Consider the following 24,237-nt stretch of genomic DNA (forward strand, 5'->3'; position numbering starts at 1 on the left):
TGCGTTAATGTGCAGGCATGGACTGGGATCACTTCCGCGTCTTCCTCGCCGTGGCGCGCGGCGGTCAGCTTTCGGCGGCCGCCCGCCGGCTCGGCGTCAACCACACCACGGTGGCCCGTCGGCTCGACGCGCTGGAGGCGGCGCTCGGGACGGCGCTGTTCGAGCGCCGGCCGACCGGCTGCGTGCTGACCGAGGCCGGCGCGCGGCTGATCCCGGTGGCCGAGCGCATCGAGATCGAGGCGCGGTCGGCGACGGCGGCGGTGGTGGCCGGCGCGACCGAGGTGTCCGGTACGGTGCGCGTCGGCGCGCCCGATGGTCTCGGCAACAGCTTCCTCGCTCGCGAACTGGGATTGTTCGCGGCGCGGCATCCCGGCGTCACGGTGGAGCTGGTGCCGCTGCCGTTGAAGTTCTCGGTATCGCGTCGCGAGGCCGATCTCGTCATTGAGCTGGCGCGGCCGACGGCCGGCCGGCTGGTCGCCAGCAAGCTCGTCGACTACACGCTCGGCGTCTACGCGGCGGCGAGCTATCTCGACCGCCACGGCCGGCCGACGACCCCCGAAGACCTCAACGGCCACCTGCTGGTCACCGGCATCGACGACTACACCTATTCGACGGCGCTCGACTACACGGCGACCTTGCAGGCTTTCTCCAGGCGGCTCTACCGCTGCGCCGGCGCCACCAGCCAGCTCGAAGCGATCCGGTCCGGCGCCGGCATCGGCGTGCTGCACGACTTCGTGGCGGTGGATGCGCCGGGCCTCGAACGCATCCTGCCGCAGGTGGGCTTTGCCCGTACCTACTGGCTGGTCGGACACCCTGGCGCCACCGCGATCGCCGCCATCGCCGCCTGCCGCCGCTATCTGGTCGAGACCTTCCGCCGGCAACGCCGGCATTTCCAGCCCTATGGCCAGCCCGAGGCATCGTCGCCTCCCGAGCCGGGCGAAGACGAAATATCTTTCTAATAAATCCGCCGATAATAGAATTCACATCTATTCGTGACGGCGAGGGCACAAGCCCATGCTTTGGCGCCGCATCGACTTTCGTATAAAATGCCGTGAACCGATCAAGTTATCCGCGTGAGGGTCGCATGGACAGGGCGCCGAGGCTGTGGAGAGGCGAGGCGACGAGCGGCCGTTCGGCGGCGATCGACCTCCATTGGCACCGTCTGCGCGGCGAGGCGGAAGCTGCCATGGCCCGCGAGCCGGCGCTGACCTCGCTGATGGTCTCGACAATTCTCGACCAGCCCGACCTCGCGACGGCGCTGGCCACCCGCCTCGGCCAGCGGCTGGGCGGCGACGAGTTGTCGGCCGAGACGATCTCCCGCACGGTGCTGAGGGCGATCGACGCCGAGCCGTCCATCCTCGAAGGCGTCCACGCCGACCTCAAGGCGGTGGTGGAGCGAGACCCGGCGTCGGGCCGGCTGATCGAGCCGTTCCTGTTCTTCAAGGGCTTCTCGGCCATCGAGACGCACCGCGTCGCCCATCATCTGTGGCTGGCCGGCCGGCGCGACATGGCGCTGGTGCTGCAAAGCCGCTCGTCGTCGGTGTTCCAGACCGACATCCATCCCGGCGCCTTGCTCGGGCGGGGCATCTTCATCGACCACGCCACCGGCGTGGTGATCGGCGAGACGGCCGAGATCGAGGATGAGGTGTCCATCCTTCAGGACGTGACGCTGGGCGGCACCGGCACCCACACCGGCAAGCGCCATCCGACCATCCGCACCGGCGTGATGATCGGCGCCGGCGCGCAGATCTTCGGACCGGTTGAGATCGGCGCCTATTCCAAGATCGCCGCCGGCTCGCTGGTGACGACCTCGGTGCCGGCCCATTCGACGGCCGTCGGCACGCCGGCCCGCATCGTCCTCGGCGACGCGCCGGCCAACCCGGCCCGCAACATGGACCAGATGCTGACCGAGCGCGACTATTCCGCCTTCACCTGGGTGATCTGAGAGACCGTTCTGAGATTGCGATCTGGCGGCCGTCCGATCCGACTTTCGAAAATCGGAGCGATTTTCGGAAACGGTCTCCGGGGGCGGATTCGCCTGTCCGGTAAATGGCGCGTTCGACGTATCCGTCATCACGCTTTGAATCGATGACGAACGGCGGCCAGCGGTGCGGCGACCGGCGTAAACGCTGGCGTCAACCCCGGAATTCCGCGGATTTCTTAGCCTATTTGCTATGGGAAACTGTGCGCGTTAACCGTTTCTTCGCCTTGTCGCGGAGGTCGGGATACAATAATCCAGTCAGTGTTCGCATCGTTTCAGGAAAGCGAAAGGCTGCCGTGGGGGGCGGCTGCCGCCATTTTCTGCCCGGTCCGGCGTCCTCAGGGGGAGGAGGCGGCATGAGCGGGGAAGGCGGCGGGCTAGGGTAGGGGACTCTGAAGCGCAATCGGGCCGTTCGGCGCCCGGCACGTTCGTGCCGGCGATGCGTGGATTTGCCTGCCGTTTCCGCCCTCCTTGGTGGGGTTCTGCCAGGAGGAAAGCATGTCAGCAGTCGCCAAGACTCCTCGATCACCGAGGGAGTGGCTTGTATGGATCGTGATCGCCGTCGTCGGCGCCGTGGCTCTCGCAGTCGTGGCGCTCAGCCGCGGTGAGACCATCAACGCGCTGTGGCTGGTTGTGGCCGCCGTCGCCACTTATCTCGTCGCATTCCGCTTCTACGCGCTCTACATCGTCGATCGCGTGCTGGGGGCCGACCCCGCCCGCCGGACGCCGGCCGTGCGCCGCAACGACGGTCTCGACTACGTTCCGACCGACAAATACGTGCTGTTCGGCCACCATTTCGCGGCCATCGCTGGCGCCGGCCCGCTGGTCGGCCCGGTGCTCGCGGCGCAGATGGGCTACCTGCCCGGCACCATGTGGCTGATCGCCGGCGTCGTGTTCGCCGGCGCGGTGCAGGACCTCGTCATCCTGTTCGCCTCGACCCGCCGCGACGGCCGGTCGCTCGGCGACATGATCAAGACCGAGCTTGGCGTGGTGCCCGGCGTCGTCGCCTCGATCGGCATCCTGATGATCATGATCATCCTGCTCGCCGTGCTCGCGCTGATCGTCGTCAAGGCGCTGGCCGGCAGCCCGTGGGGCACCTTCACGGTGTTCGCCACCATTCCGATCGCCATCCTGATGGGCCTCTACAGCCGCTTCTTCCGGCCGGGCCGCATCGGCGAGATGAGCGCCATCGGCGTGGTGCTCCTGCTGCTCGCCATCGTCTTCGGCCGCACCGTGGCCGAAAGCGAGACGCTCGCGCCGCTCTTCACCTACAAGGGCGAGGCGCTGGCGCTGATCCTGATCGGCTACGGCTTCGTCGCCTCGGTGCTGCCGGTGTGGTTCCTGCTCGCCCCGCGCGACTACCTGTCGACCTTCCTGAAGATCGGCACCATCCTGGCGCTGGCCATCGGCATCGTCTTCGTGATGCCGGAAATGAAGATGCCGGCGCTGACCAAGTTCGTCGACGGCACCGGCCCGGTGTTCTCCGGCAACCTGTTCCCGTTCCTGTTCATCACCATCGCCTGCGGCGCCATCTCCGGCTTCCACTCGCTGATCTCGTCGGGCACCACCCCGAAGATGATCGAGAACGAGCGGCAGCTCCGCTTCATCGGCTACGGCGCGATGCTGATGGAGAGCTTCGTCGGCATCATGGCGCTGATCGCCGCCTCGGTGATCGAGCCGGGCGTCTACTTCGCCATGAACACGGCGCCGGGCGTCATCGGCACCACCGCCGACCAGGCGGCGCAGGTGATCTCCAGTTGGGACCCGCTGTTCACCGTCACGCCGGACATGCTGACCGACATGGCCAAGAACGTCGGTGAGGCGACCATCCTGTCGCGGGCCGGCGGCGCGCCGACGCTCGCCGTGGGCATGGCGCACATCCTGTCGAACGTCATCGGCGGCGTGGCGCTGATGCCCTTCTGGTATCACTTCGCCATCCTGTTCGAGGCGCTGTTCATCCTGACGACGGTCGACGCCGGCACGCGCGTCGCCCGCTTCATGATCCAGGATCTGATCGGCACGGCGGTCCCGTCGTTCCGCCAGACCCATAGCTGGACGGCCAATCTCGTCGCCACGGCGCTCGCCGTCGCGGCCTGGGGCTACTTCCTCTACCAGGGCGTGGTCGATCCGCTTGGCGGCATCAATACGCTGTGGCCGCTGTTCGGTATCGCCAACCAGATGCTGGCGGCGATCGCTCTCGCCTTCGCCACGGTGATGCTGTTCAAGATGAAGCGGCAGGCCTACGCCTGGGTGACGATCGTGCCGCTGGTCTGGCTGGCCATCTGCACGCTGACCGCCGGCTGGCAGAAGCTGTTCGACGGCCGTCCGGCGGTGGGCTTCATCGCCCAGGCCAACCGCTTCTCCAAGGCGATGGCCGAAGGCACCATCCTCGCTCCGGCCAAGACGGTGGAGGAGATGCAGCGCGTCATCGTCAACCAGTGGGTGGACGCGGCGCTCACCGCCATCTTCATGGTCATTGTCGTGGGCATGCTGGTGTTCGGCGTGCAGGCGATGCTGAAGGCGCTGCGCCAGCAGAAGCCGACCGCCATCGAGGTGGGTGATGATGAACTGTCTGTGCGGCCTCAGGCTGCCTGATCCGCGCGCGGTGGGCCAGAAGCTCACCCAGACGGCGCGCCTGATGGTCGGCGTTCCCGATTACGACACCTATGTCGCCCATCGGGAAGCCAACCATCCGGACCAGCCGGTGATGACGAGGGAGGAGTTCTTCCGCAACAGCCAGGAGCGCCGCTACGGCGGCGGCTCCACGGGCGGCGTGTTCCGCTGCTGCTGAGAGACCGCCTGCGAATGCCGCCAGGGCGGTCGTCCGGCCCGACGTCTTGCGTTTCCGGTGCTCGCGGACCCCATATGTCCGCCGCGCTCCGGGTCTCAAAAGCCGGGCCGGCCGACTTTCCGGACGGCAATTCCAGGATGGTCTCCGACGGAGGCGCCTTCGGCGCGGCGCCGGTTTCCTTGGGGGAGGAAGCCGGCGCCGCTTTTTGTCGGTGTCCGGCGTGCGGGCCGGCCGGTCTTTTTCTGGCCGCGCCGCACCCCATGTCTTGTCGGAAGGCGCGGCCCCCGAAGGCGCGCCAGGGAGGATGGGTCATGCGTCTTGCGGTTCTGGTTTTTCTCGGCGGGCTGATGTCCGCCGTCGTCGGGCCGGCCTTGGCCGGCGAGGTGTTCAGCTTCGATCAGGTGCAGGCGGGGCTGATGTCCAACCGCATCCACCTCGTCGACGTGCGCGAGGCCGACGAGTTCGCGGCGGGGCACGTCCCCGGCGCCGTCAACCTGCCGCTTTCCGCCTTCAAGGCCGGGCAACTGCCGCCGCCGTCGAAAGTCCCTGTCGTGCTGATGTGCCGCTCCGGCCGGCGGGCCGGCGAGGCGCTGTCCATCGTCGAGGCGACCGGCCGCACCGATGTCGGCCTCTATCCCGGCAGCATGATCGAGTGGACGGAAAAGAACGGCCCGGTGGTCACCGGGCCGTGATGTCGCCGTCTCAGCGCCGGCGGTGGATGCGCGCCTCCCAGCCGGCGAGGCGGCGGGCGTCGGCGGGCGGGGCGAGGTTGCCGAGGACGAGGTCGCCGATCTCGATGCCCGGAAGATCGACGTCGACCGGCTGGCGCGAGAAGTTGAGCAGCACGACATAGGCCTCGTCGTCGAGCGTCCGCGTGTAGGCGAAGAGCCTCGGATGCTCGGGCGCGACATCGACGAAATCGCCGTAGATGAGCGCCGGATGCGACCGGCGGAGACCGGCGAGCCTGGCATAATGATGATAGATCGAGCCGGGGTCGGCCAGCGCCGCCTCGGCGTTGATCGTCGCGGCGTTGGGATTGACGGCGAGCCACGCCTTTTGGGCCGTCGTGAAGCCGCCGTTCGGCGCGGCGCTCCACTGCATCGGCGTGCGGGAATGGTCGCGGCTGGTGCGCGCCATGTCGGCGAGGAAGTCGGCGGCGGCGACGCGGCCGGTCAGCACCTCGGCCTTCCAGGCGTTGCGCACGGCGATGTCGTCATACTGCTCGACGGCGGTGAACGGGTAGTTGGTCATGCCGAGTTCGTCGCCCTGGTAGACGAAGGGCGTGCCGCGCAGCGTCATCAGCATGGTGGCCAGCAACTTGGCCGAGGGAACGCGCCAGGGTTCCTCGTCGTCGCCGAAGCTGCTGACGAGGCGCGGGTTGTCGTGGTTGGAGAGGAAGACGGTGTTCCAGCAATGGGCGTCGGTCCGCTCTTCGAGGCGGGTGTAGACGGCCTTCAACTCGGGCAGCGTCCACGGCTGGTAGCGGCGGCCGTCGTTGTTGATGCGCACGGCGTCGAAGTTGAAGATCATGTTCAGCTCGCCGCGCCGCTCGTCGACGAGGTCGGGCGTCTGTTCAGGCGTGACGCCGAAGGCTTCGCCCACCGTCATGACGTCGTATTTCGACAGCACCTCGCGGTTCATCTCCTGAAGGAACTCGTGCAGGCGCGGGCCGACGGCATGGTAATACTCGGTGCGCTCGCGGTGCTCCGGCGGATAGTCGGGGAAGTCCTGCTCCTTGGAGATCATCGGGATGACATCCATGCGGAAGCCGTCGACGCCCTTGTCCAGCCAGAAGCGCATCAGGTCGTAGACCTCGGCGCGCACATGATCGTTCTCCCAGTTGAGGTCGGGCTGCTTGTCGGCGAAAAGGTGCAGGTAGTATTCGCCGGTGGCCGGATCGAGCGTCCAGGCCGAGCCGGAGAAATAGGAGCGCCAGTCGTTGGGCGGGCCGTCGCCGCGGCCGGGCCGCCAGATGTAGAAGTCGCGGTGGGGATTATCCTTCGACTTGCGGCTCTCGACGAACCAGGCGTGCTCGTCGGAGGTGTGGTTGACGACGAGGTCGATGATGAGACGCATGCCGCGCGCCTTGAGCCCGGCGAGCAGGGCGTCGAAGTCGGCCATCGTGCCGAACTCGGCCATCACCTTGCGGTAGTCGCGGATGTCGTAGCCGTTGTCGGCGTTGGGCGAATCGAAATGCGGGCTCAGCCAGACGACGTCGACGCCGAGACCCTTGAGATAGTCGAGCCGCGTGACGATGCCCTTGATGTCGCCGATGCCGTCGCCGTTGGAATCCTGGAAGGAGCGCGGATAGATCTGGTAGACGACCGCCTCCTTCCACCAGCGATGGCGGATGGTTCCTTCGTTCTCCGACATGATCCTCTCCCTGTCCCGGCGCCGCTCCGGGCGCGCTTCCGTTCCTCCTTCTACCAAAAACGATTCATCCCGGCGAGGGCGAAGGGTCGCCGCCAGTCTGTTTCAGCGCGCAAAAAGCGACGAAAGTGACATTCAAAGCGCATTGGATGGGCTGATGGTTCTTGGATCGAGATCAATATCGTCTCGACAATCCATTTGACGGATCAAAGCGGTGGCGGTTGACTGTCGACCGCGAGAGGGTGGCCGCCGGCCGCCCCGGCGAGGTGTTGTCCGCCGGCCGGTGGACCGACGGCGCCGCCCGCGAGGAGGAAACGTCATGCAATACGCTCGATTCGGAAAGTCGGGTCTCGAGGTCAGCCGCATCTGCTTCGGCTGCATGTCCTTCGGCGAGGTGATGGAGGAGCGGCCGTGGGTGCTCGGCCTCGACGAGGGGCGGCCGCTGTTCCGCCGTGCCTGGGAAGCCGGCATCAACTTCTTCGACACCGCCAACGTCTATGCCGCCGGCACCAGCGAAGAGATCACCGGCGCCATCCTGAAGGAGCTGGCGCCGCGCGACGAGATCGTGCTGGCGACCAAGGTGTTCTTCCCGATGCGGCCCGGCCCGAACGGCCGTGGTCTCTCCCGCAAGGCCATCCTGTCGGAGATCGACAACAGCCTGAAGCGGCTCGACACCGATTATGTCGACCTCTACCAGATCCATCGCTTCGACCCGTTCACGCCGGTCGAGGAGACCATGGAAGCGCTCGACGAGGTGGTGAAATCCGGCAAGGCCCTGCATATCGGGGCGTCGTCGATGTACGCTTGGCAGTTCGCCAAGATGCAGCACGCCGCCGAGATGAACGGCTGGACCAGGTTCGCCTCGATGCAGAACCAGCTCAGCCTGGTCTACCGCGAGGAGGAGCGCGAGATGCTGCCGCTCTGCCGGGATCAGGGCGTTGCCGTCATCCCCTGGAGCCCGCTCGGCGGCGGCAAGCTGACCCGGCCCTGGGGCACCGAAACCAAGCGCAATACCACCGACCGCCACAACAAGGGCATGTACGAGCGCACCGAGGGCAACGCCCCGGCCGTGGTCGCCGCCGTGGAACAGGTAGCCAAAGCGCGCGGCCGCTCGATGGCCGAGGTGGCGCTGGCCTGGGTGCTGCAGGTCAAGGGCGTGACGTCGCCGATCGTCGGCGTCAGCCGCATGGGCCACCTCGACGATGCCATAGCCGCCGTCGACCTGACGCTCGACGCCGAGGAGATCGCCGCGCTCGAAGCGCCCTATGAAACCTTCATGGTGAAGGGTTTCTGAGGGCGGCATAGTCGCCTTGCCGATGGACAGCGGCGGCCGGACGGGCTTTGCTTGTCCGGTTCCGCCGGCGGTACGGTCGGCGACGCATCAGAGGAAGGAGGCCCCGATGAGCAGGCTGCTCAGCATTCCCGATCTCGCCGGCAAGGCGGTGCTGGTCACCGGCGCCTCCACCGGCATCGGCGCGGCGCTGGCCCGCGCCTTCGCCGAGCAGGGGGCCTCGGTCGGGGTCCACTACAATTCGTCGGCCACGGCTGCCGAGACGCTCTGCGCCGACATCCGCGCCGCCGGCGGCAAGGCGACGGCCGTGCGCGGCGACGCGCTGAAGTCGGCCGACATGGCGCAGGTGATCGAGGAGACGGCCATGGCCTTCGGCCGGCTGGACGGTCTCGTCAACAACGCCGGCGGCATGGTGGCGCGCATGCCCTATGGCGACTTCAACGAACAGGTGTTCGAGGACATCATCGGCCTCAACGTCCGCTCGGTGCTGGTGGCCTCGCACGCCGCGCTGCCCTTCCTCAAGGCGCAGCAGGGCTTCATCGTCAACACCACGTCGATCGCCGCCCGCACCGGCGCCAGCCTCGGCGCCGGCCCCTACGGCTCGGCCAAGGCGTTCATCGAGAATGCGACGCGCGGCATGGCCAAGGAATTCGCGCCCTTCGGCGTGCGCGTCAACGCGGTGGCGCCGGGCATCGTCGAGACGCCGTTCCACGAGCGCTATTCCGATCAGGCCTATCTCGAAGCCATGCGCGTCACCATCCCGTTGCAGCGGCTGGCCAAGCCGGAGGATATGGTCGGCCCCTACCTGTTCCTCGCCTCGGCGGCGCTGTCCGGCTACATGACCGGGCAGGTGCTGGAGGTGAACGGTGGCCAGCTGATGACCTGACAATCGCGCCGGCGGCAGCCGGCGCAACTCTTTCGGAGGCAATATGAAAATCGTCTTCACCGGCGGCTCCGGCAAGGCCGGCCGTCACGTCGTTCCCTATCTCAAGGACAAGGGGCACGACGTCTTCAACCTCGATCTCAAGCCGCTCGACTGTCCGGGCGTGACGACGCTTACCTGCGATCTCACCGATGGAGCAGAGGTCTACAGCGCGCTGTCCATGCACTTCGATTTCGACAGCCTCGCCACCGGCTCGCGGCCGGTGCTGGCCGATGCCGTGGTGCATTTCGCGGCGGTGCCGCGCATCCTGCTGGTGCCCGACAACCGCACCTTCGAGACCAACGTCATGTCGACCTACAACGTCATCGAGGCGGCGATGAAGCTCGGCATCCGCAAGGTGATCATCGCCTCCAGCGAGACCACCTACGGCGTCTGCTTCGCCGAGGGCGACAAGGACTTCCATCAGTTCCCGCTGACCGAGGACTACGACACCGATCCGATGGACAGCTATGGCCTGTCCAAGGTGGTGAACGAAAAGACGGCGCGCGCCTTCGCCATGCGCTATGCGGCCGACATCTACGCGCTCCGCATCGGCAACGTCATCGAGCCGCACGAATACGTCAATTTCCCCGCCTTCATGGCCGACCCGCTGACCCGCAAGCGCAACGCCTGGAGCTATATCGACGCCCGCGACCTTGGCGAGATCGTCCATCTGTGCGTCGAGAAGGATGGCCTCGGCTTCCAGGTGTTCAATGCGGTGAACGATACCATCACCGCCCGCGAGCCGACGGATGATTTCCTCGCCAAGGTTTGCCCGAACACGCCGCATAGCTGGCCGCTGATCGGCAGCGAGGCGCCGATCTCCAACGAGAAGATCCGCACCATGCTCGGCTTCAGGGAACAGCACGACTGGCGGAAATACGTGGAGTAGGCTTTGGGCCCAAATCCTGCGTCGACAGGCGGATTGAAGCGGGCATGCCGGCGGGTGTTCCTTCTACGCAAACCGTCGCCGAAATGACTGGTCCGGCGCGGGCTGAAGGATTGCGTGGACCGTCAGTCGATCCTATCCTTGCATTTCGCCGCGTTGCGCCGGATGTCCAGTACATCCGGCGCTTTTCGCTGTGGCTTGATGTCAAGATCATCTGGTGGACGATTACGCGAGAATTCCGATCCGGCAATGGCTTCTGATGCGCTTCCGGCTACTGCCGATCCTTCGTTCCAGGCAAGTCAGGTCCGACCGGACTTCCTTTTCCTGCGGAAAGTCCGGGATGGATGCCGTGGATCGAGGCCGCGGCCTTCACTCTCGATGCCTGTGACGGTCTTCGAGCATCGAAGGAGAGTTTGATGCAGTTCGCGCCTCTACCGGTTTCCGGCCCTCTGGAGATCGTGCCTCGTCGCCACGGCGACTCCCGCGGTTATTTCGTGGAGACGTTTCGTCAGGATCTGTTCGAGGCTGCGGCCGGATCAACCTCTTTCGTTCAGGACAACCAGTCGATGTCTGCGGAGGTTGGCACGGTGCGCGGCCTGCATTTCCAGTTGAGCCCGCGGGCGCAGGGCAAGCTTGTGCGCTGCCTGGTCGGCGCCATCCTGGACGTCGCCGTCGACATTCGCCGGGGATCGCCGACCTACGGCCAGCATGTGAAGGTCGAGCTTTCGGCCGGCAACGGTCGCCAGCTCTGGGTACCGCCGGGCTTTGCGCACGGCTTCTGCACGCTCGAACCCGATACCGTCATTGCCTACAAGGTGACCGATTACTACAGCCCCGAGCATGACAGGGGCCTTCGCTGGAACGATCCGGCGCTCGGCATCGACTGGCCGGTGGCCGAGGACAAGGCGATCCTGTCGGCCAGGGACCGGGTGCAGCCACGTCTGTCCGAACTCGATGCCGATTTCGTCTACGCCTGCTGATCATCCAGCCGGCCAATTCCCTTTCGCCTTCTCCTGACGCAAGGTGTTTCCATGCGCGTTCTCGTCACCGGCGGCGCCGGCTTCATCGGATCGGCGGTCGTCCGTCATCTCGTGCTCGTCCGGGGCTACGAGGTGCTCACCGTCGACAAGCTCACCTATGCCGGCACGCTCACCTCGCTGCGCGCCGTCGACAACCATCCGAACCACCGCTTCCTCAAGGCCGATATCTGCGACCGCCAGGCGATTGCCGAGGCCTGTGACAGCTTCCGGCCTGACAGGGTGATGCATCTCGCCGCCGAGAGCCACGTCGACCGCTCGATCACCGGCGCCCGCGACTTCATCGAGACCAACGTCATCGGCACCTTCACCATGCTGGAGGCGGCGCGGCACTACTGGAGCGGCCTGCCGGCCGAGGACAAGGCGGCCTTCCGCTTCCTGCACGTGTCGACCGACGAGGTCTACGGCTCGCTCGGGGCGGATGGGCTGTTCACCGAGGAGACGCCCTACGATCCCTCCTCGCCCTATTCGGCCTCGAAGGCGGCATCGGATCACCTCGCCAAGGCGTGGCAGCGCACCTATGGCCTGCCGGTGGTGGTCTCCAACTGCTCCAACAACTACGGCCCCTATCACTTCCCCGAGAAGCTGATCCCGCTGATGATCCTCAATGCCCTCGCGGGCAAGCCGCTGCCGGTCTACGGCAACGGCGCCAACATCCGCGACTGGCTCTACGTCGAGGATCATGCCCGCGCCCTCGACCTGATCGCCGAGCGCGGTCGTCCCGGCGAGACCTACAACGTCGGCGGCCGCAACGAGCGGAAGAACCTCGACGTCGTCGAGCGGATCTGCGCGCTGATGGACGCTTACCATCCGGCGGGCGCGCCGCATCATCGCCTGATCACCTATGTCGCCGACCGTCCCGGCCACGACGCCCGCTACGCCATCGATGCCGCGCGCCTCGAAACCGAACTTGGCTGGAAGGCCGAGGAGACCTTCGACAGCGGCATCGACAAGACGGTGCGATGGTATCTGGAGAACGACTGGTGGTGGGCGCCGCTGCGCAAGGGCTATGACGGCAGCCGGCTGGGTCTCTTGAAGCCGGACGAGGTGAGGGCGTGACCCGTCGCATCCTGGTGACCGGCATCAGAGGGCAGGTGGTCCGCTCGCTCGTCGAGACGGCCGCCGGGCGAGACGATATCGAACTGCTGCCGGTCGGCCAGCCGGAGTTCGACCTTGCGGTCACCGGCAAGATCGCCCCGGCGATCGAGGCGCTGAGGCCCGACGTCATCCTGTCGGTGGCCGCCTACACGGCGGTCGACGCGGCGGAGAGCGACGAGGCGACGGCGCTGGCCGTCAACGCTGCGGCGGTGGGCGAGATCGGCAAGGCGGCGGCTCGCCTCGACGTGCCGGTGGTGCATCTGTCGACTGATTATGTGTTCTCTGGCGACAAGCCCGCTCCTTACGTCGAAACGGACCCGACGGGGCCGCTCAGCGCCTATGGCCGGACCAAGCTGGCCGGCGAGCTGGCGCTTGCCGCCGCCACGCCCAACCACGCCATCCTCCGGACGGCCTGGGTCTACTCGCCATTCGGCAGGAACTTCGTCAAGACCATGCTGCGGCTGGGCGAGACGCGCGACCGCGTCGGCGTCGTCGCCGACCAGGTCGGCAACCCCACCTCGGCCCTCGACATTGCCGACGGGCTGCTGACGGTGGCGGACAACCTCACTGCGTCAGGCGCTCGAGAGCTGCGCGGCACCTTCCATATGACGGGCCGCGGCGAGACGAGCTGGGCCGGCTTTGCGGCGGAGATCTTCCGCCTGTCGGCCCTGCACGGCGGCAAGCCCGTCACGGTCGATCCGATCCCGGCCAGCGCCTATCCGACACCGGCCAGGAGGCCGGCCAACTCGCGGCTCGACTGCGGCAAGCTGGAGCGTCTGCATGGCGTATGTCTGCCGGACTGGCAGCATTCGGCGGAATTGGTCGTCCGGCGGCTCGTCGCCGGGTAGGGGATTGCGATCGATATGCGGCGCCGCGGGGTTTGGGGCGGGAATTTGAAAGGGGCACTCGATGAAGGGGATCATTCTGGCCGGCGGCTCGGGCACGCGGCTCCATCCGATGACGCTGGTCACCTCCAAGCAGCTGATGCCGGTCTACGACAAGCCGATGATCTACTATCCGCTTTCGACATTGATGCTGGCCGGCATCCGCGACATCCTGATCATCTCGACGCCGCACGATCTGCCGAACTTCCAACGGCTTCTTGGCGACGGAGCACAGTGGGGCATCTCGCTCAGCTATGCCGAGCAGCCGTCGCCTGACGGTCTTGCCCAAGCCTACATCATCGGTGCCGACTTCGTCGGCTCCGGGCCGTCCTGCCTGATCCTCGGCGACAACATTTTCTACGGCCACGGCCTCACCGACCTGTTCGCCAGCGCCGCCGCACGCCCCGAAGGCGCTACGGTGTTCGCCTATCATGTCAGCGATCCCGAACGCTATGGCGTGGTGGAGTTCGACGAGAACCGGCAGGCGGTTTCCATTGAGGAAAAGCCGGCCAAGCCGAAGTCCAACTGGGCGGTGACCGGGCTCTACTTCTACGACGGGGACGTCGTCGAGATCGCCGCCAACCTCAAGCCGTCGCCACGTGGCGAACTGGAGATCACCGACGTCAACAAGGCCTATCTCGAGCGCGGCAGGCTCAACGTCGAACTGATGGGCCGCGGCTACGCCTGGCTCGACACCGGCACGCCCGACAGCCTGCTGGAGGCCGGCAACTTCGTCGGTACTTTACAACGCCGCCAGGGCATCAAGATCGCCTGCCCCGAGGAGATCGCCTTCCGAAACGGATTCATCGACCGCAGCCAACTGGAAATGCTGGGAAAAAAACTCGGAAAGAGTGAGTATGGGAAGTATCTCATGGAATTGTGCCAGTGATCAGCGGGCCCAAACGCGCTGACCTAACAGCCTGACCCGAAACTTCCACCGGGGCGGGCATCTGGCTTCAATTATCTCGCTTTCGGTGCTCGCGAACCTCAAGTTCGCTTCGCTCCGGCCCTCGAAACCATCGCCATCTGCCTGATACCGCTGAGTTTCGAGTAGGGCACCAGGTATGACCGCCTGGCCGAGAACTATCTCGCCACCATCGCCCTGGATTTGAATGAGTTCCCTACCTGAGGCCTGGATCCGCGAAGAACCCCGAGCCTGAGGCATCAAGCCATGCAGCCCGTTCGGCCGGAGCCGCAAAGCCCCATCTGGCTATGACAAGGCTCCATACCGCCAGCGCCACAAGGTCGCGAGAACCTGTTCGCCAAACGCAAGGGCTGGGGGCGCCTCGCTGCGGCCGTCCGAACACTCAAGCCGCACTCGAAGCCGCCGGCACGCTCATTATCGTCGCGCTGGACGACAAGGAGGCGGGGCAGGCTGATCCTTCCATCAACCTGCCTCGACCTTGACCGCGCCGGTCATGATCGCGACCACGTCGGCCATCGTGTGCGACTTCGGCGAGACGACCGCGGCCCGTTTGCCGAGCCGCATGATGCAGATGCGGTCGGCGAGTTCAAACACGTTGGGCATGTTATGGCTGATCAGCACGACCGGCAGACCTCTGTCGCGGATTGCCCGGATGAGTTCCAGCACCTGACCGGTCTCGCGCACGCCGAGCGCTGCGGTCGGCTCGTCCATGATCACCAGCTTGCGGGCGAACACCGCCGCTCGCGCCACGGCGACGCCCTGACGCTGGCCGCCGGACAGATTCTCGACGCGGCTGGTGATCGACGGAAGGCGGAATTTCAGATCGGCCATGGCTTCCGCTGCCATCTCGCGCATCCGCCGCTTGTCGAGGCGCCGGAAGACGCTGCCGAGGATGCCCGGCGACAGCAGCTCGCGCCCCAGAAAGAGGTTGCTCGGAATGTCGAGGGCGGGCGCTACGGCAAGATCCTGGTAGACCGCCTCTATACCGCGATGGCGGGCGTCGAGCGGTCCCTTGAAATGCACCGGCTGCCCGTCGAGCAGGATTTCGCCGCTGTCGGGTACCACAGCGCCGGTCAGCGTCTTGATCAGCGTCGATTTGCCGGCGCCGTTGTCGCCGACGACGGCGAGAATTTCGCCGGCACGCAGATCGAAATCGACGCCGTCGAGGGCAACGACATGGCCGTAGCTTTTAACGAGATTACGGGCTTCGAGCACGTTGCGAACGCTGTCGCCGGGCTGGTTGGGGGCACTTGCGAGGGCGGACATCAGCGCCTCCTGCGGGAAAGCTGGTCGAAGGCGACGGCAACGATCACCAGGATGCCGGTGACGAGATCCTGCCAGAGCGGATCGATGCCGGCGAGCGTCAGGCCATTGCGGAGAACGCCGACGATCAGGGCGCCGATCAGCGTGCCGACGAGGCCGCCACGTCCGCCGAACAGGCTGGTGCCACCGATCACCACGGCGGTGATGGAATCGAGGTTGGCCGTCTGGAGGGCGTTGGGGTCGGCATTGGGGATGCGGCCAAGGGCGAGCCAGGCGGTGATGCCGTAGATGAGGCCGGCCAGCGCATAGACCTGCAACAGGTGCAGACGGACCGGAATGCCGACCAGCCGCGCCGCTTCGGGATTGTTGCCGATGGCGTAGAGATGCCTTCCCCAGCGCGTCTCGTTGAGCAGGTACCAGACGATGGCGTAGAGCAGTAGCATGGCCAGCACGCCGTAGGTAAGGACGAAGCTGCCGATGCGGAAGGTGTTGCCGGTCAGGCCGAGAAAGTCGTCCTGTACCGGAAAGGCGCCGCCCTTGGAAATGAGGCGGAGGGCCGCCGTCAGAATGCCGAGCGTGCCGAGCGTGACGATGAAGGGTGGCAGGTCGAGCCGGCTGACCAGCGCGCCGGCGATGAGGCCGGACAGCGTGCACAGGATGGCCGCGAACAGCATCGACAGCATCGGATCGTAGCCGAGATTGACCATCTTGCCGGCGACGATGGTGCCGAGCACGCAGATGGCGCCGACCGCGAGGTCGATGCCGGCGGTCAGGATCACCAGCGTCTGGCCGATGGCCAGCGTGCCCACCACGATGGTCTGCTGCAGGATGATCGACAAATTGTGAGGGGCGAGAAAGCGCGGATTGGTGACGGCGAACACCAGACAGAAAGCCAGCAGAACCAGAATGGGTCCGACGGCGGGAATGGTCTTGGTTCGCGAAAACAGCCCTGCACCGGCCTCGGGGGCAGACGGAGTTGCGCTGCTCATGGGGACCTCACAACTGACGTAGGATGAAAGCGGACCGGCGGACGTATCCGCCGGTCCAAACAGGCGCCAGCCGATCGGATTATGGTCTCTGCCGATCAGGATATCGGGTGTCGATCGACGCGTGCTCCAGAAGAAAACCGATCGGGATGGAGCCGGGTTTCTCCGGCCTCAGGGGCGACTTCAGTCGCCCCAGCAGTTCTGGAGGCCCCACTCGCTGTCCTTGGAATCGAGGCCCGGCATCGGCTTGTCGGTGATCAGGTAGGAGCCGGTGTTGATGAAGCCGGACGGCTTCTTGCCGGTTGCCGCATACTCGGCCACCGCATCGACGCCCATCGACGCCATCTTGTAGGGGAACTGCATCACCGTTGCGGCGATGATGCCGGCCTTGACGTTGCGAACGCCGGCGCAACCGCCGTCAATCGACGTCAGGATCACGTCCTTCTCCATGCCGAACGATTTCAGGGCCTGATAGCCGCCGGCCGCCGCCGGCTCGTTGATGGTGTAGACGACGTTGATGTCGCCGTTCTTGGACAGGAGGTTCTCCATGCCGACCTGGGCCTTGTCCTGGGCGCCGTTGGTGATGGCGGCGCCGGCAATGGCCGGATCGCCTTCGGCAATGCCGAAGCCCTTCAGGAAGCCGTCATGGCGGAAGGTATCGACGGTGCCGCCGGGCGTGCCGTCGAGCATGGCGATCACCGGTTTCTTGTCTCCGAGGGCGGCCTTGGCATAGGCACCCTGCTGGACGCCGGCCTCCAGATTGTCGGTTGCGAAGGTGGCGTCGACCGCGTCGGCCGGATCGGTGGCCGTGTCGAGGGCAATCACCAGCACACCGGCATCACGCGCTTTCTTGATGACGCCCAGCATGCCCGAGGAGTTGTTGGGCGTGACCAGGATGCCCTTGGCACCCGCCGAGATCAGGTCCTCGATGGCCGCCACCTGGCCCTCGTTGTCGCCGTCGAACTTGCCGGCGCGGGCGATCAGCTTCAGGCCCTTGGTCTGGGCTTCCGCTTCCGCCGCCTGACGCATCTTGACGAAGAAGGGGTTGACCTCGGTCTTGGTGACCAGGCCGACAATGACGTCCTCCGCATGCGCGTAGGATATGCCGACCGCTCCGACGAGGCCGAAGGCGAGAGCGAAGACCGCGCAGCCAGCCATGAATTGCGGCAGCACGTGACGAGACCTGTCGTGATGAGAAGTCTGCATGCTTTCCTCCCAGGTTTTATCTGGAGCCGGTTCCTCTTCCGCTCCATGGCCATCCTCCGAGGCCATCTCGATTTGACATCTATTAAGGATGAAATCAAACATAAAAGATTTAGATTTATATATTTCTATCCAAAAGTAGTCCTAAATTTAGGCGGGCTGTTCACTCGCCGAGATCTGGGTCTCCGCAGGCCCGCGGACCGATGCTTCGCATGGCCGCGCGCACCGGCGCGAGGCCGGCCAGTTCGCAAGACGCGGAAAACAAGGGTTGATAGCGCGCCGACCGATCCGGGTCGGGGCGGATGTGCCGCCGCGAGCGGGCACCGAAGTGCGTGGCGCCCGCTTTGAAGTCAGCGACCACGCCGGCCGCGACGGCGCCGTGAATGGCCGCCCCGGTCGCCGTGGCGTGGGCAATGGTCGGCAGCTCGATTTCCCGGCCGAGGACATCGGCCATGATCTCCACCAGCAGGGGATTGGTTTCCGCAAGACCGGAGGTCATTATCACCCGCCGCGTGTCGATGCCGCCGGCACTGGCGAGATCGATGATCCGACGCGTTCCGTAGCAGAGCGCCTCCATCAGCGCCCGGTAGATGCCGGCCGCCGTGGTATCGAGGCCAAAGCCCATCAGCAGGCCGGACAGGTGCGAATCCGCGTGCGGAACACGGTTGCCGTTCCACCAGTCCAGGCCGACGAGATGGTTCTCGCCGGGGGAAAGCGTCGCCGCCTCGGCGTTGTAGGCGGCAAAACTGGCCGACAGATCGGGGCCGCGCGGAAAGGTCCGGACGAACCAGGCCAGCACATCGCCGAAGGCGGCCTGGCCCGCCTCAAACAGCCACAGGTCCGGCAGGGAGCCGCCATGGGCGACGCCCTCAAGGCCGGCGGGGAGGGCAAGGCGGCGTTCGGCGAGGAAGATATAGGCGGCCGAGGTGCCCAGCGCCCCCACCATCGTGCCGTCTTCGACCGCTCCGACGGCCGGCAGCACGGCGTGCGAGTCGATGATCGCCACTGCCACGGTGGCTGGCCCCAGAATGCCGGTGCGGCGGCGCCAGTCTTCGCTTAGCCGGCCGGCCAGGCCGCCCGCCGGCAGTGGCCGGCCGAGGCGGGATGCAAGTCCAGGTACGATGTTCCGGGGATAACCGGTTTCGGCCGAATACTGCGCCTTGTAGGCGGCAAAACCGAGATTGCGGGCCTCGCGGCCGGTCAGTCGCAGCACCATCCAGTCACCGGCCTCTATGAAGCGCTCGGTCGCTGCCCACACCGCCGGCGCTTCGGTTGCCAGCTCTGCCGCCTTGGCAAGCAGCCATTCGCCTGACACGCGGCCGCCGAAATCGTCGAGAAAAGCGCCGCCGGCGGCATTGATCGCGTCGGCGTAGCGCTGGGCGCTATGCTTCCAGAGCTTGACATAGGCATGCGGTTCGCCCGGCATCAACGCCGATAGCGGCGTGCCGTCCGCCTTCGCTGGCAGCGGTGAGGACGCCGTGAAATCCAGACCGATCGCCAGGATGACCCGACCCCGCCCAAGGCGGGTCAGCACCTCCTCGGCAGCGACAAGATAATCGCCGGCATCCTGCAGGGCAAAACCTGTGGGGAGCGGCGTGCCGTCGGGGAGCGATCCGGTCATCACGCCATGGCGGTAGGGGACGGCATGGTGATCGGCGGCAACGCCCGAGCCGGCGTCGATCAGCACGCCACGCACCGACAACGTTCCGAAATCGAGGCCGATAAGATAACGCTCGTCCATGCCACCGCTCCCGATCGTGCCGTCAAACCTCAGGCGACAGGATCCTCACCACGCTGGGGCCACTAGTCAGTCCTGTTATGATCGAAAGTCAATATGATTTTGTCTATTATTATACATAATAGCGGCATCGAAGGCCTTGGCGCTTTCGTCGAAGGCGTTTATTGGCTACATCTGGTCGAGCAGGAGAAAATCATATGCCCCCCCGAGACGGCGCCGGCGAAAATGCCGCGCTGACCAATGCCAGTGACATCTTTTCTCTGATCGCCACGGGGGCGGCCGTTTCGCGCTCGGCGTTGCTCGACAGGTCTGGACTGTCGCGGGTGACGGTGACGCAGCGGCTCAACGCGCTGATCGCCGCCGATCTGATCGGCGAGGCGGCGCGAACGCTGCCGAGCGGTGGCCGGCCGACCCGCGTGCTGACCGTCAATCCGCAGATCGGCCATGTGCTGGTGGCCAATATCGGCGAGTCCCACCTCCACCTGGCGCTGATGTCGCCGGAGCCGGCGATGGTCGCCCAGAGTACGCTGCGCTACGAGGTGGCGGAGGGGCCGACGGCGACGCTGGACCGGATCGCCGGGGGATTTCGCCAGTTGCAGGCCGAGACGGGCGGTGACAACGGCATATTGCTCGGCATCGGCCTGAGCCTGCCGGCGCCGGTGGACTACAAGCGCGGCCGCGTCGTCGGGCCGTCGGTGATGCGCGGCTGGGACAACGTCGACATCATCGGCCCGATGGCCAACCATTTCGACGCGCCCGTCTATGTCGACAATGACGTCAACCTGATGACTCTCTATGAGTATCGCCGGCATTTTCAGCTCGCCGACGATATCCTGTACATCAAGGTCGGCACCGGCATTGGTGCCGGCTTCATCGCCGACGGCAAGATGTTTCGTGGTGCGCACGGTGCTTCGGGCGACATCGGCCACATTCAGTTCGATTCCGACGATCCGCCGCTCTGCCGTTGCGGCAAGCTCGGTTGCGTCGAGGCGCGCGCCGCCGGCTGGGCCATTGCCCGCGACCTGCGCGCCCTCGGCTTCAAGGCGGAGAATGCCCGCGATGTCATCGCCCTCGTCGATGAGCAGGTGCCCGAGGCGGTGATGCTGCTGCGCAAGGCTGGCCGTGTCATCGGCGAGGTGACGGCCGACGTCGTCAGCTTGCTCAATCCCGGCCTGATCGTCGTGGGCGGCACGCTGGCGCGAGGCGGTGATTTCCTGCTGTCCGGCATCCGCGAACTGGTCTACCAGCGCTGCCTGCCGCTGGCGACGCGCGAGCTCAACATCATCCTCGCCCCGCCGCAGGGCGACATCGCTCTGCTGGGTGCCGGCCAGTTGGTGATCGACAACACTTTTTCTCCGGCCGGTTCCGCCGATCTGCTCAATCGCATCGTCGCCGGCGCCGCGCCGCCGACCACCGGCCGCTCGGAGAGCGCCAAACGTCGGATGGACCGCGCGGGCTAAGGTCTTCAAGGCGCTATTCGAGACATACTTGGCGAGGTCGAGTAAAATCGAGCATCAGCGAGCAAACGAAATCCATATCTGGCAGTCGGTTCGCTGGCGGCGCGATGTGATCCAGAACACCCTTTGAACGCTCGCTGGTAGCGGGAGACATGCAGCCGCTGTGACAGGGCTTCGGCTGGCGGCTCTGGCTTTCCGGCTTCGGATTTTGATGGTGCAATCACCTCGCAGAGGGAATGTGCCAATCGACCTCCGGTCTGACGGAACCGAAATCAACGGTCCTGTCAGCGGCGGAGAAAGCTGCCATCGTCGCCTTCCGCCATCATGCGCTCTGTCGCCAGACGATTGCCTTTATGCCACTGGGCCTTCCGTGCATGACGTTGATGCGCATTCGGCGGGCGTCCAGTCTCCTCAAGCCATCTCACTCGAAGGGAGTGCAAGGTGCTCTGAGGCAGGGTTGAAACCCTCCTGACCATCCGGCGCGTACAATATAATAGGTGCCTATTATTTAGCTTGTGGACGAATGCGATTGGAAAAACGAAACGGCTCCGATGAGAGCAGGTTCGCTCCGCTGAGCACGCCGGCCTTCCCCATCAAGCCGTTGGCCAAGGAGCTGATGCGTTTGACGAAGGCCGAGATACGCCACGCGACCAACACGAAGACCGTGCCCGCTGAACGGGTAGCGAAGCGGCTAGAGTCTAGCTTAACGCATTGCAATATATGAAGAGTGTTGGGGTGGTACGGCCTACGGGAATCGAACCCGTCTCTCCAGCGTGAAAGGCTAGTGTCCTAACCGATAGACGAAGGCCGCCCAACGAGGGGCGCTTATAGTGAGCTTCGGGCGGTTGGGCAAGAGCCAATCGGCGCCTCTGTCGGCTTTTTTGCCGATTCATCTAGAGGATTGACGGACAAGGATTATCCCCGCCCCTTGCACGACCAGCGCCATTCGCGTCGCCGGCCGGTATCCACATGGATCGACTTGGTGTGGCAATAGAGGCCGAGGCCGCCGCGCGAACGATGGCCGTAGAAGTAGTGGGCCAGCTCGTCGCGGGCGATGCCGGGCATGTAGAGGTCGAGGGCATTGCAATAGAGATGCTGCGAATGCAGCGCGCCGCGGACACGCAGGTTGTGCGAGGGCGAGCGGTAGCCGGAGGTGATCACCACCTTGCGGCTGAAATGCTGCTCGGCGTCGCGGATCATGTTGAGAAGGCTGGGCTTCACGCAGGAAACGTTGATCGCCGCGTGGGCGAGCAGCAGACCGTTGGCCGCCTGCACCACATCGCGCGGCAGGCCGGGCACGTAGCGGGCGTAGGGCTGGACCTCGCCGCCAAACAGGCCGCGCGGATCGCCGTCCGGGCCGCGTGAGGCGAGAATGAGGTTGCCCTGCCAAGCGACGCCCGGCAGCCCCTCGAACAGGTCGTCCGGCCGCTCTGGCCGCGACGTATAGACGTTGACGAAGTCGTGTTCCAGGCCATCGCCGACCGGCGGCTTCGGCACGGCTATCTTGTCGGGATCGGCCTCGTCCTCGCCAGCCAGCTCCGCTTCCGACACCTCGTCGGTGTCCTCGGGCGGCAGCGCGGCAAGATCGGATTCCGCCTCGGCTTTCGCCACGGCGACGTCGATGGCATTGGGCTTGGCGGTCTCGGCCTTGTCCGTCGCCGGCGGCGCGGCGGCGGGCGTTGCGGCGTCCGGTGCGTCGGCGGCAAACAGCATGGCGAACAGGCTGGTCGCCGGCTTCGCCTTCTCCTCGGCGGCGACGGCCACGGCGGGCGCGGCGGCCGGCGTGGCGTCGCCCGCCGGCTTGTCCGCCTTGGCCGGATCGGCGTCCGGCCGGTCGCCGGCGGCCGCCGCCTTGGCCTTGATCTCGGCGATCTCGACCGGGGTGAGGGGCTTGAAGTCGGAGCGGTCGATGACCGAACCGCAGCCGGCAGCGGCAAGGGCCGAGAGCACCAGCAATGCCGACCGCAGCTTCATCACCGCCTGTCTCCCGGTCGTCCGGCGCGCCGACAAAGCCTCACCACTTGCCGGTGTTCGGCATGGAGAGCCAGGGCTCGGCCGGCGGCAGGGCGTCACCCTTCTGGAGCAACTCGATGGAGATGTTGTCCGGCGAGCGGATGAAGGCCATGCGGCCGTCGCGCGGCGGCCGGTTGATGGTGACGCCGCCCTTCATCAGCCGGTCGCAGGTGGCGTAGATGTCGTCCACCTCGTAGGCGAGATGGCCGAAGTTGCGGCCCTCGCCGTAGGTCTCCGGGTCCCAGTTGTAGGTGAGTTCGACCAGCGGCGCGGCGTGCGCCCGGCCGGCCTCGACGTCGGCCGACGCGGCGAGGAAGATCAGCGTGAAGCGTCCGGCCTCGTTCTCGGTTCGCCGCACCTCGACCATGCCCATGAGGTCGCGGAAGAAGGCGAGCGACGCCTCGACGTCGGTGATCCGCACCATGGTGTGAAGATAGCGCATGTCTTTTCCTCCGCTGAGGCCGCCGTCCGCGGCCGGTTTCGCGTCTCCGTCGTCCGGGTAGTTACCCTTTGTCGGCGGCTTCGTGCAAGGCTCGGCGCGCCCGCGGCGAGGCGGCGGCCGCCGTCTCGGCAGGTCTTCGCCTGCTCATGGCGGGACAAAGCCCGCCTGTCGAGCCAGAGACCGCAAGAAACGCGCTCAAAACCGTTAACAGCCGTTAACGAGGGGCTTGCGGAAGGGTGGCCCTCAGGTGGTATTTTACCAGAAGAATCACGAATAGTCGGAGCGCGGAACCATCCGCGTTTGTCGTAAGTGCGATCGTGGAGACTGGCTCATGGCCAAGGCTCAGTTTATTTCGGAAGATAACGGCATCGACGAGGACGTCGGTGTAGAAGTCATCGAGGTCGCCGGCGTCATCAAATGGTTCGACGTCGCGAAAGGATTTGGCTTCGTCGTGCCGGACGAACCGGGCCTGCCGGATGTGCTCCTCCACGTCACCTGTCTGCGGCGCGACGGTTTCCAGACCGCCTACGAAGGCTCGCGGGTCGTCTGCGAGGCGGTGCGGCGGCAGAAGGGGCTCCAGGCCCTGCGCGTGCTGTCGATGGACGAGTCCACCGCCATCCATCCCTCGCAGCTGCCGCCCTCGCGCACCCACGTGCAGGTCACGCCGTCAAGCGGGCTCGAGCAGGTCGAGGTGAAGTGGTTCAACCGCATTCGCGGCTTCGGCTTCCTGACGCGCGGCGACGGCACCGAGGACATCTTCGTGCACATGGAGACGCTGCGTCGCTTCGGCATCACCGAGCTTCGCCCCGGCCAGCGGGTGCTGGTGCGTTACGGCGACGGGCCCAAGGGGAAGATGGTGGCCGAAATCCGTCCGGTGCAGCCGGGCGGCATACCTTCGTCACATTGATGGCCTAAAGCCGCCCACGCGGCGCCGACCCACATCGGTC

At 65.9% G+C, this 24,237-nt stretch carries 21 protein-coding genes and 1 tRNA gene; 14 read left to right on the forward strand and 8 right to left on the reverse strand.

Features of this window, described 5'->3' with window-relative positions; genetic code table 11:
• Positions 1-17 precede the first annotated feature (17 nt).
• From H512_RS23705 to H512_RS26970, 5 genes are all read left to right on the forward strand, one after another.
• A complete protein-coding gene (locus H512_RS23705; protein ID WP_053239798.1) occupies positions 18-959 on the forward strand; it encodes a LysR family transcriptional regulator in 942 nt (313 codons plus the stop codon).
• Between the two features lie 125 nt (positions 960-1,084).
• The gene (gene cysE / locus H512_RS0111870) at positions 1,085-1,945 is read left to right on the forward strand and encodes a serine O-acetyltransferase (protein ID WP_026783641.1); all 861 of its coding nucleotides are present in this window, start codon (positions 1,085-1,087) and stop codon (positions 1,943-1,945) included.
• Between the two features lie 534 nt (positions 1,946-2,479).
• The gene (locus tag H512_RS23710) at positions 2,480-4,576 is read left to right on the forward strand and encodes a carbon starvation CstA family protein (RefSeq protein ID WP_053239799.1); all 2,097 of its coding nucleotides are present in this window, start codon (positions 2,480-2,482) and stop codon (positions 4,574-4,576) included.
• The gene (locus H512_RS0111880; protein WP_425414176.1) at positions 4,542-4,772 is read left to right on the forward strand and encodes a YbdD/YjiX family protein; all 231 of its coding nucleotides are present in this window, start codon (positions 4,542-4,544) and stop codon (positions 4,770-4,772) included. The genes H512_RS23710 and H512_RS0111880 overlap by 35 nt, the downstream gene beginning before the upstream one ends.
• Before the next feature lie 311 nt (positions 4,773-5,083).
• On the forward strand, positions 5,084-5,464 hold the full coding sequence (locus H512_RS26970; protein ID WP_053239801.1) for a rhodanese-like domain-containing protein: 381 nt from the start codon (positions 5,084-5,086) through the stop codon (positions 5,462-5,464).
• Between the two features lie 10 nt (positions 5,465-5,474).
• Here the strand turns inward: H512_RS26970 and H512_RS23715 are convergent, their stop codons facing one another.
• A complete protein-coding gene (locus H512_RS23715) occupies positions 5,475-7,145 on the reverse strand; it encodes a glycoside hydrolase family 13 protein (protein ID WP_036791423.1) in 1,671 nt (556 codons plus the stop codon).
• 316 nt (positions 7,146-7,461) lie between these two features.
• On the opposite strand from H512_RS23715, the gene H512_RS0111895 reads away from it, so the two are divergent.
• The 7 genes from H512_RS0111895 to rfbA all read left to right on the forward strand — a co-directional run bounded on the left by H512_RS0111895 (position 7,462) and on the right by rfbA (position 14,152).
• A complete protein-coding gene (locus H512_RS0111895) occupies positions 7,462-8,436 on the forward strand; it encodes an aldo/keto reductase (RefSeq protein WP_026783644.1) in 975 nt (324 codons plus the stop codon).
• 106 nt (positions 8,437-8,542) lie between these two features.
• Entirely contained in the window at positions 8,543-9,319 is a 777-nt protein-coding gene (locus tag H512_RS0111900; RefSeq protein WP_026783645.1) for an SDR family NAD(P)-dependent oxidoreductase, read from the forward strand.
• Positions 9,320-9,362: 43 nt separating this feature from the next.
• A complete protein-coding gene (locus tag H512_RS0111905; protein ID WP_026783646.1) occupies positions 9,363-10,247 on the forward strand; it encodes an NAD-dependent epimerase/dehydratase family protein in 885 nt (294 codons plus the stop codon).
• Positions 10,248-10,660: 413 nt separating this feature from the next.
• On the forward strand, positions 10,661-11,224 hold the full coding sequence (gene rfbC / locus H512_RS0111910) for a dTDP-4-dehydrorhamnose 3,5-epimerase (RefSeq protein ID WP_026783647.1): 564 nt from the start codon (positions 10,661-10,663) through the stop codon (positions 11,222-11,224).
• Positions 11,225-11,275: 51 nt separating this feature from the next.
• Positions 11,276-12,340, forward strand: a complete 1,065-nt coding sequence (gene rfbB, locus H512_RS0111915) for a dTDP-glucose 4,6-dehydratase (RefSeq protein ID WP_026783648.1) — start codon at positions 11,276-11,278, stop codon at positions 12,338-12,340.
• Positions 12,337-13,227, forward strand: a complete 891-nt coding sequence (rfbD, locus tag H512_RS0111920; RefSeq protein ID WP_026783649.1) for a dTDP-4-dehydrorhamnose reductase — start codon at positions 12,337-12,339, stop codon at positions 13,225-13,227. The genes rfbB and rfbD overlap by 4 nt, the downstream gene beginning before the upstream one ends.
• Positions 13,228-13,288: 61 nt before the next feature.
• Complete coding sequence (rfbA, locus tag H512_RS0111925) at positions 13,289-14,152, forward strand: glucose-1-phosphate thymidylyltransferase RfbA (protein ID WP_026783650.1); 864 nt, start codon at positions 13,289-13,291, stop codon at positions 14,150-14,152.
• A 498-nt stretch (positions 14,153-14,650) separates the two neighbouring features.
• On the opposite strand, the gene H512_RS0111930 is transcribed toward rfbA, so the two are convergent.
• The 4 genes from H512_RS0111930 to H512_RS23720 form a co-directional block, all read right to left on the reverse strand.
• Positions 14,651-15,454: an ATP-binding cassette domain-containing protein gene (locus H512_RS0111930; RefSeq protein ID WP_026783651.1), complete on the reverse strand. Its 804-nt coding sequence runs from the start codon at positions 15,452-15,454 to the stop codon at positions 14,651-14,653.
• Positions 15,454-16,440 carry an ABC transporter permease gene (locus tag H512_RS0111935; RefSeq protein WP_026783652.1) on the reverse strand — a complete coding sequence of 329 codons (987 nt, stop codon included), beginning with the start codon at positions 16,438-16,440 and terminating at the stop codon, positions 15,454-15,456. The genes H512_RS0111930 and H512_RS0111935 overlap by 1 nt, the downstream gene beginning before the upstream one ends.
• 180 nt (positions 16,441-16,620) lie before the next feature.
• Positions 16,621-17,595 (reverse strand): substrate-binding domain-containing protein, encoded by a 975-nt coding sequence (locus tag H512_RS0111940; RefSeq protein ID WP_026783653.1) that lies wholly within the window; start codon positions 17,593-17,595, stop codon positions 16,621-16,623.
• Positions 17,596-17,803: 208 nt separating this feature from the next.
• On the reverse strand, positions 17,804-19,381 hold the full coding sequence (locus H512_RS23720; protein WP_053239802.1) for an FGGY-family carbohydrate kinase: 1,578 nt from the start codon (positions 19,379-19,381) through the stop codon (positions 17,804-17,806).
• 194 nt (positions 19,382-19,575) lie between these two features.
• Between H512_RS23720 and H512_RS23725 the strand changes: the two genes are divergently transcribed.
• Positions 19,576-20,838, forward strand: coding sequence for an ROK family protein (locus H512_RS23725; protein ID WP_053239803.1), 1,263 nt, complete (start codon positions 19,576-19,578; stop codon positions 20,836-20,838).
• Between the two features lie 733 nt (positions 20,839-21,571).
• On the opposite strand, the gene H512_RS0111955 is transcribed toward H512_RS23725, so the two are convergent.
• From H512_RS0111955 to H512_RS0111965, 3 genes are all read right to left on the reverse strand, one after another.
• Positions 21,572-21,646: transfer RNA gene (locus H512_RS0111955), tRNA-Glu, on the reverse strand.
• 104 nt (positions 21,647-21,750) lie between these two features.
• Positions 21,751-22,809: a YcbK family protein gene (locus H512_RS25790; RefSeq protein WP_026783654.1), complete on the reverse strand. Its 1,059-nt coding sequence runs from the start codon at positions 22,807-22,809 to the stop codon at positions 21,751-21,753.
• 40 nt (positions 22,810-22,849) lie between these two features.
• The gene (locus tag H512_RS0111965) at positions 22,850-23,290 is read right to left on the reverse strand and encodes a VOC family protein (RefSeq protein ID WP_026783655.1); all 441 of its coding nucleotides are present in this window, start codon (positions 23,288-23,290) and stop codon (positions 22,850-22,852) included.
• Positions 23,291-23,621: 331 nt separating this feature from the next.
• On the opposite strand from H512_RS0111965, the gene H512_RS0111970 reads away from it, so the two are divergent.
• Entirely contained in the window at positions 23,622-24,197 is a 576-nt protein-coding gene (locus H512_RS0111970) for a cold-shock protein (RefSeq protein ID WP_053239804.1), read from the forward strand.
• Positions 24,198-24,237 lie beyond the last annotated feature (40 nt).

Source organism: Pleomorphomonas koreensis DSM 23070 (assembly GCF_000425185.1).
In the GTDB taxonomy this organism is placed as follows: domain Bacteria; phylum Pseudomonadota; class Alphaproteobacteria; order Rhizobiales; family Pleomorphomonadaceae; genus Pleomorphomonas; species Pleomorphomonas koreensis.

Excerpts from the sequence above, each read along its gene's own strand:
- H512_RS0111965 (WP_026783655.1), bottom strand. The coding sequence starts at position 23,290 with ATGCGCTATCTTCACACCATGGTGCGGATCACCGACGTCGAGGCGTCG.
- H512_RS23710 (WP_053239799.1), top strand. The coding sequence starts at position 2,480 with ATGTCAGCAGTCGCCAAGACTCCTCGATCACCGAGGGAGTGGCTTGTA.
- H512_RS0111880 (WP_425414176.1), top strand. The coding sequence starts at position 4,542 with ATGATGAACTGTCTGTGCGGCCTCAGGCTGCCTGATCCGCGCGCGGTG.
- cysE (WP_026783641.1), top strand. The coding sequence starts at position 1,085 with ATGGACAGGGCGCCGAGGCTGTGGAGAGGCGAGGCGACGAGCGGCCGT.
- H512_RS0111935 (WP_026783652.1), bottom strand. The coding sequence starts at position 16,440 with ATGAGCAGCGCAACTCCGTCTGCCCCCGAGGCCGGTGCAGGGCTGTTT.
- H512_RS0111930 (WP_026783651.1), bottom strand. The coding sequence starts at position 15,454 with ATGTCCGCCCTCGCAAGTGCCCCCAACCAGCCCGGCGACAGCGTTCGC.
- rfbB (WP_026783648.1), top strand. The coding sequence starts at position 11,276 with ATGCGCGTTCTCGTCACCGGCGGCGCCGGCTTCATCGGATCGGCGGTC.
- H512_RS23725 (WP_053239803.1), top strand. The coding sequence starts at position 19,576 with ATGCCCCCCCGAGACGGCGCCGGCGAAAATGCCGCGCTGACCAATGCC.
- H512_RS0111895 (WP_026783644.1), top strand. The coding sequence starts at position 7,462 with ATGCAATACGCTCGATTCGGAAAGTCGGGTCTCGAGGTCAGCCGCATC.
- H512_RS26970 (WP_053239801.1), top strand. The coding sequence starts at position 5,084 with ATGCGTCTTGCGGTTCTGGTTTTTCTCGGCGGGCTGATGTCCGCCGTC.
- rfbC (WP_026783647.1), top strand. The coding sequence starts at position 10,661 with ATGCAGTTCGCGCCTCTACCGGTTTCCGGCCCTCTGGAGATCGTGCCT.
- H512_RS0111900 (WP_026783645.1), top strand. The coding sequence starts at position 8,543 with ATGAGCAGGCTGCTCAGCATTCCCGATCTCGCCGGCAAGGCGGTGCTG.
- H512_RS0111970 (WP_053239804.1), top strand. The coding sequence starts at position 23,622 with ATGGCCAAGGCTCAGTTTATTTCGGAAGATAACGGCATCGACGAGGAC.
- rfbA (WP_026783650.1), top strand. The coding sequence starts at position 13,289 with ATGAAGGGGATCATTCTGGCCGGCGGCTCGGGCACGCGGCTCCATCCG.
- H512_RS23715 (WP_036791423.1), bottom strand. The coding sequence starts at position 7,145 with ATGTCGGAGAACGAAGGAACCATCCGCCATCGCTGGTGGAAGGAGGCG.
- H512_RS23720 (WP_053239802.1), bottom strand. The coding sequence starts at position 19,381 with ATGGACGAGCGTTATCTTATCGGCCTCGATTTCGGAACGTTGTCGGTG.
- H512_RS0111905 (WP_026783646.1), top strand. The coding sequence starts at position 9,363 with ATGAAAATCGTCTTCACCGGCGGCTCCGGCAAGGCCGGCCGTCACGTC.
- H512_RS25790 (WP_026783654.1), bottom strand. The coding sequence starts at position 22,809 with ATGAAGCTGCGGTCGGCATTGCTGGTGCTCTCGGCCCTTGCCGCTGCC.
- H512_RS0111940 (WP_026783653.1), bottom strand. The coding sequence starts at position 17,595 with ATGGCTGGCTGCGCGGTCTTCGCTCTCGCCTTCGGCCTCGTCGGAGCG.
- H512_RS23705 (WP_053239798.1), top strand. The coding sequence starts at position 18 with ATGGACTGGGATCACTTCCGCGTCTTCCTCGCCGTGGCGCGCGGCGGT.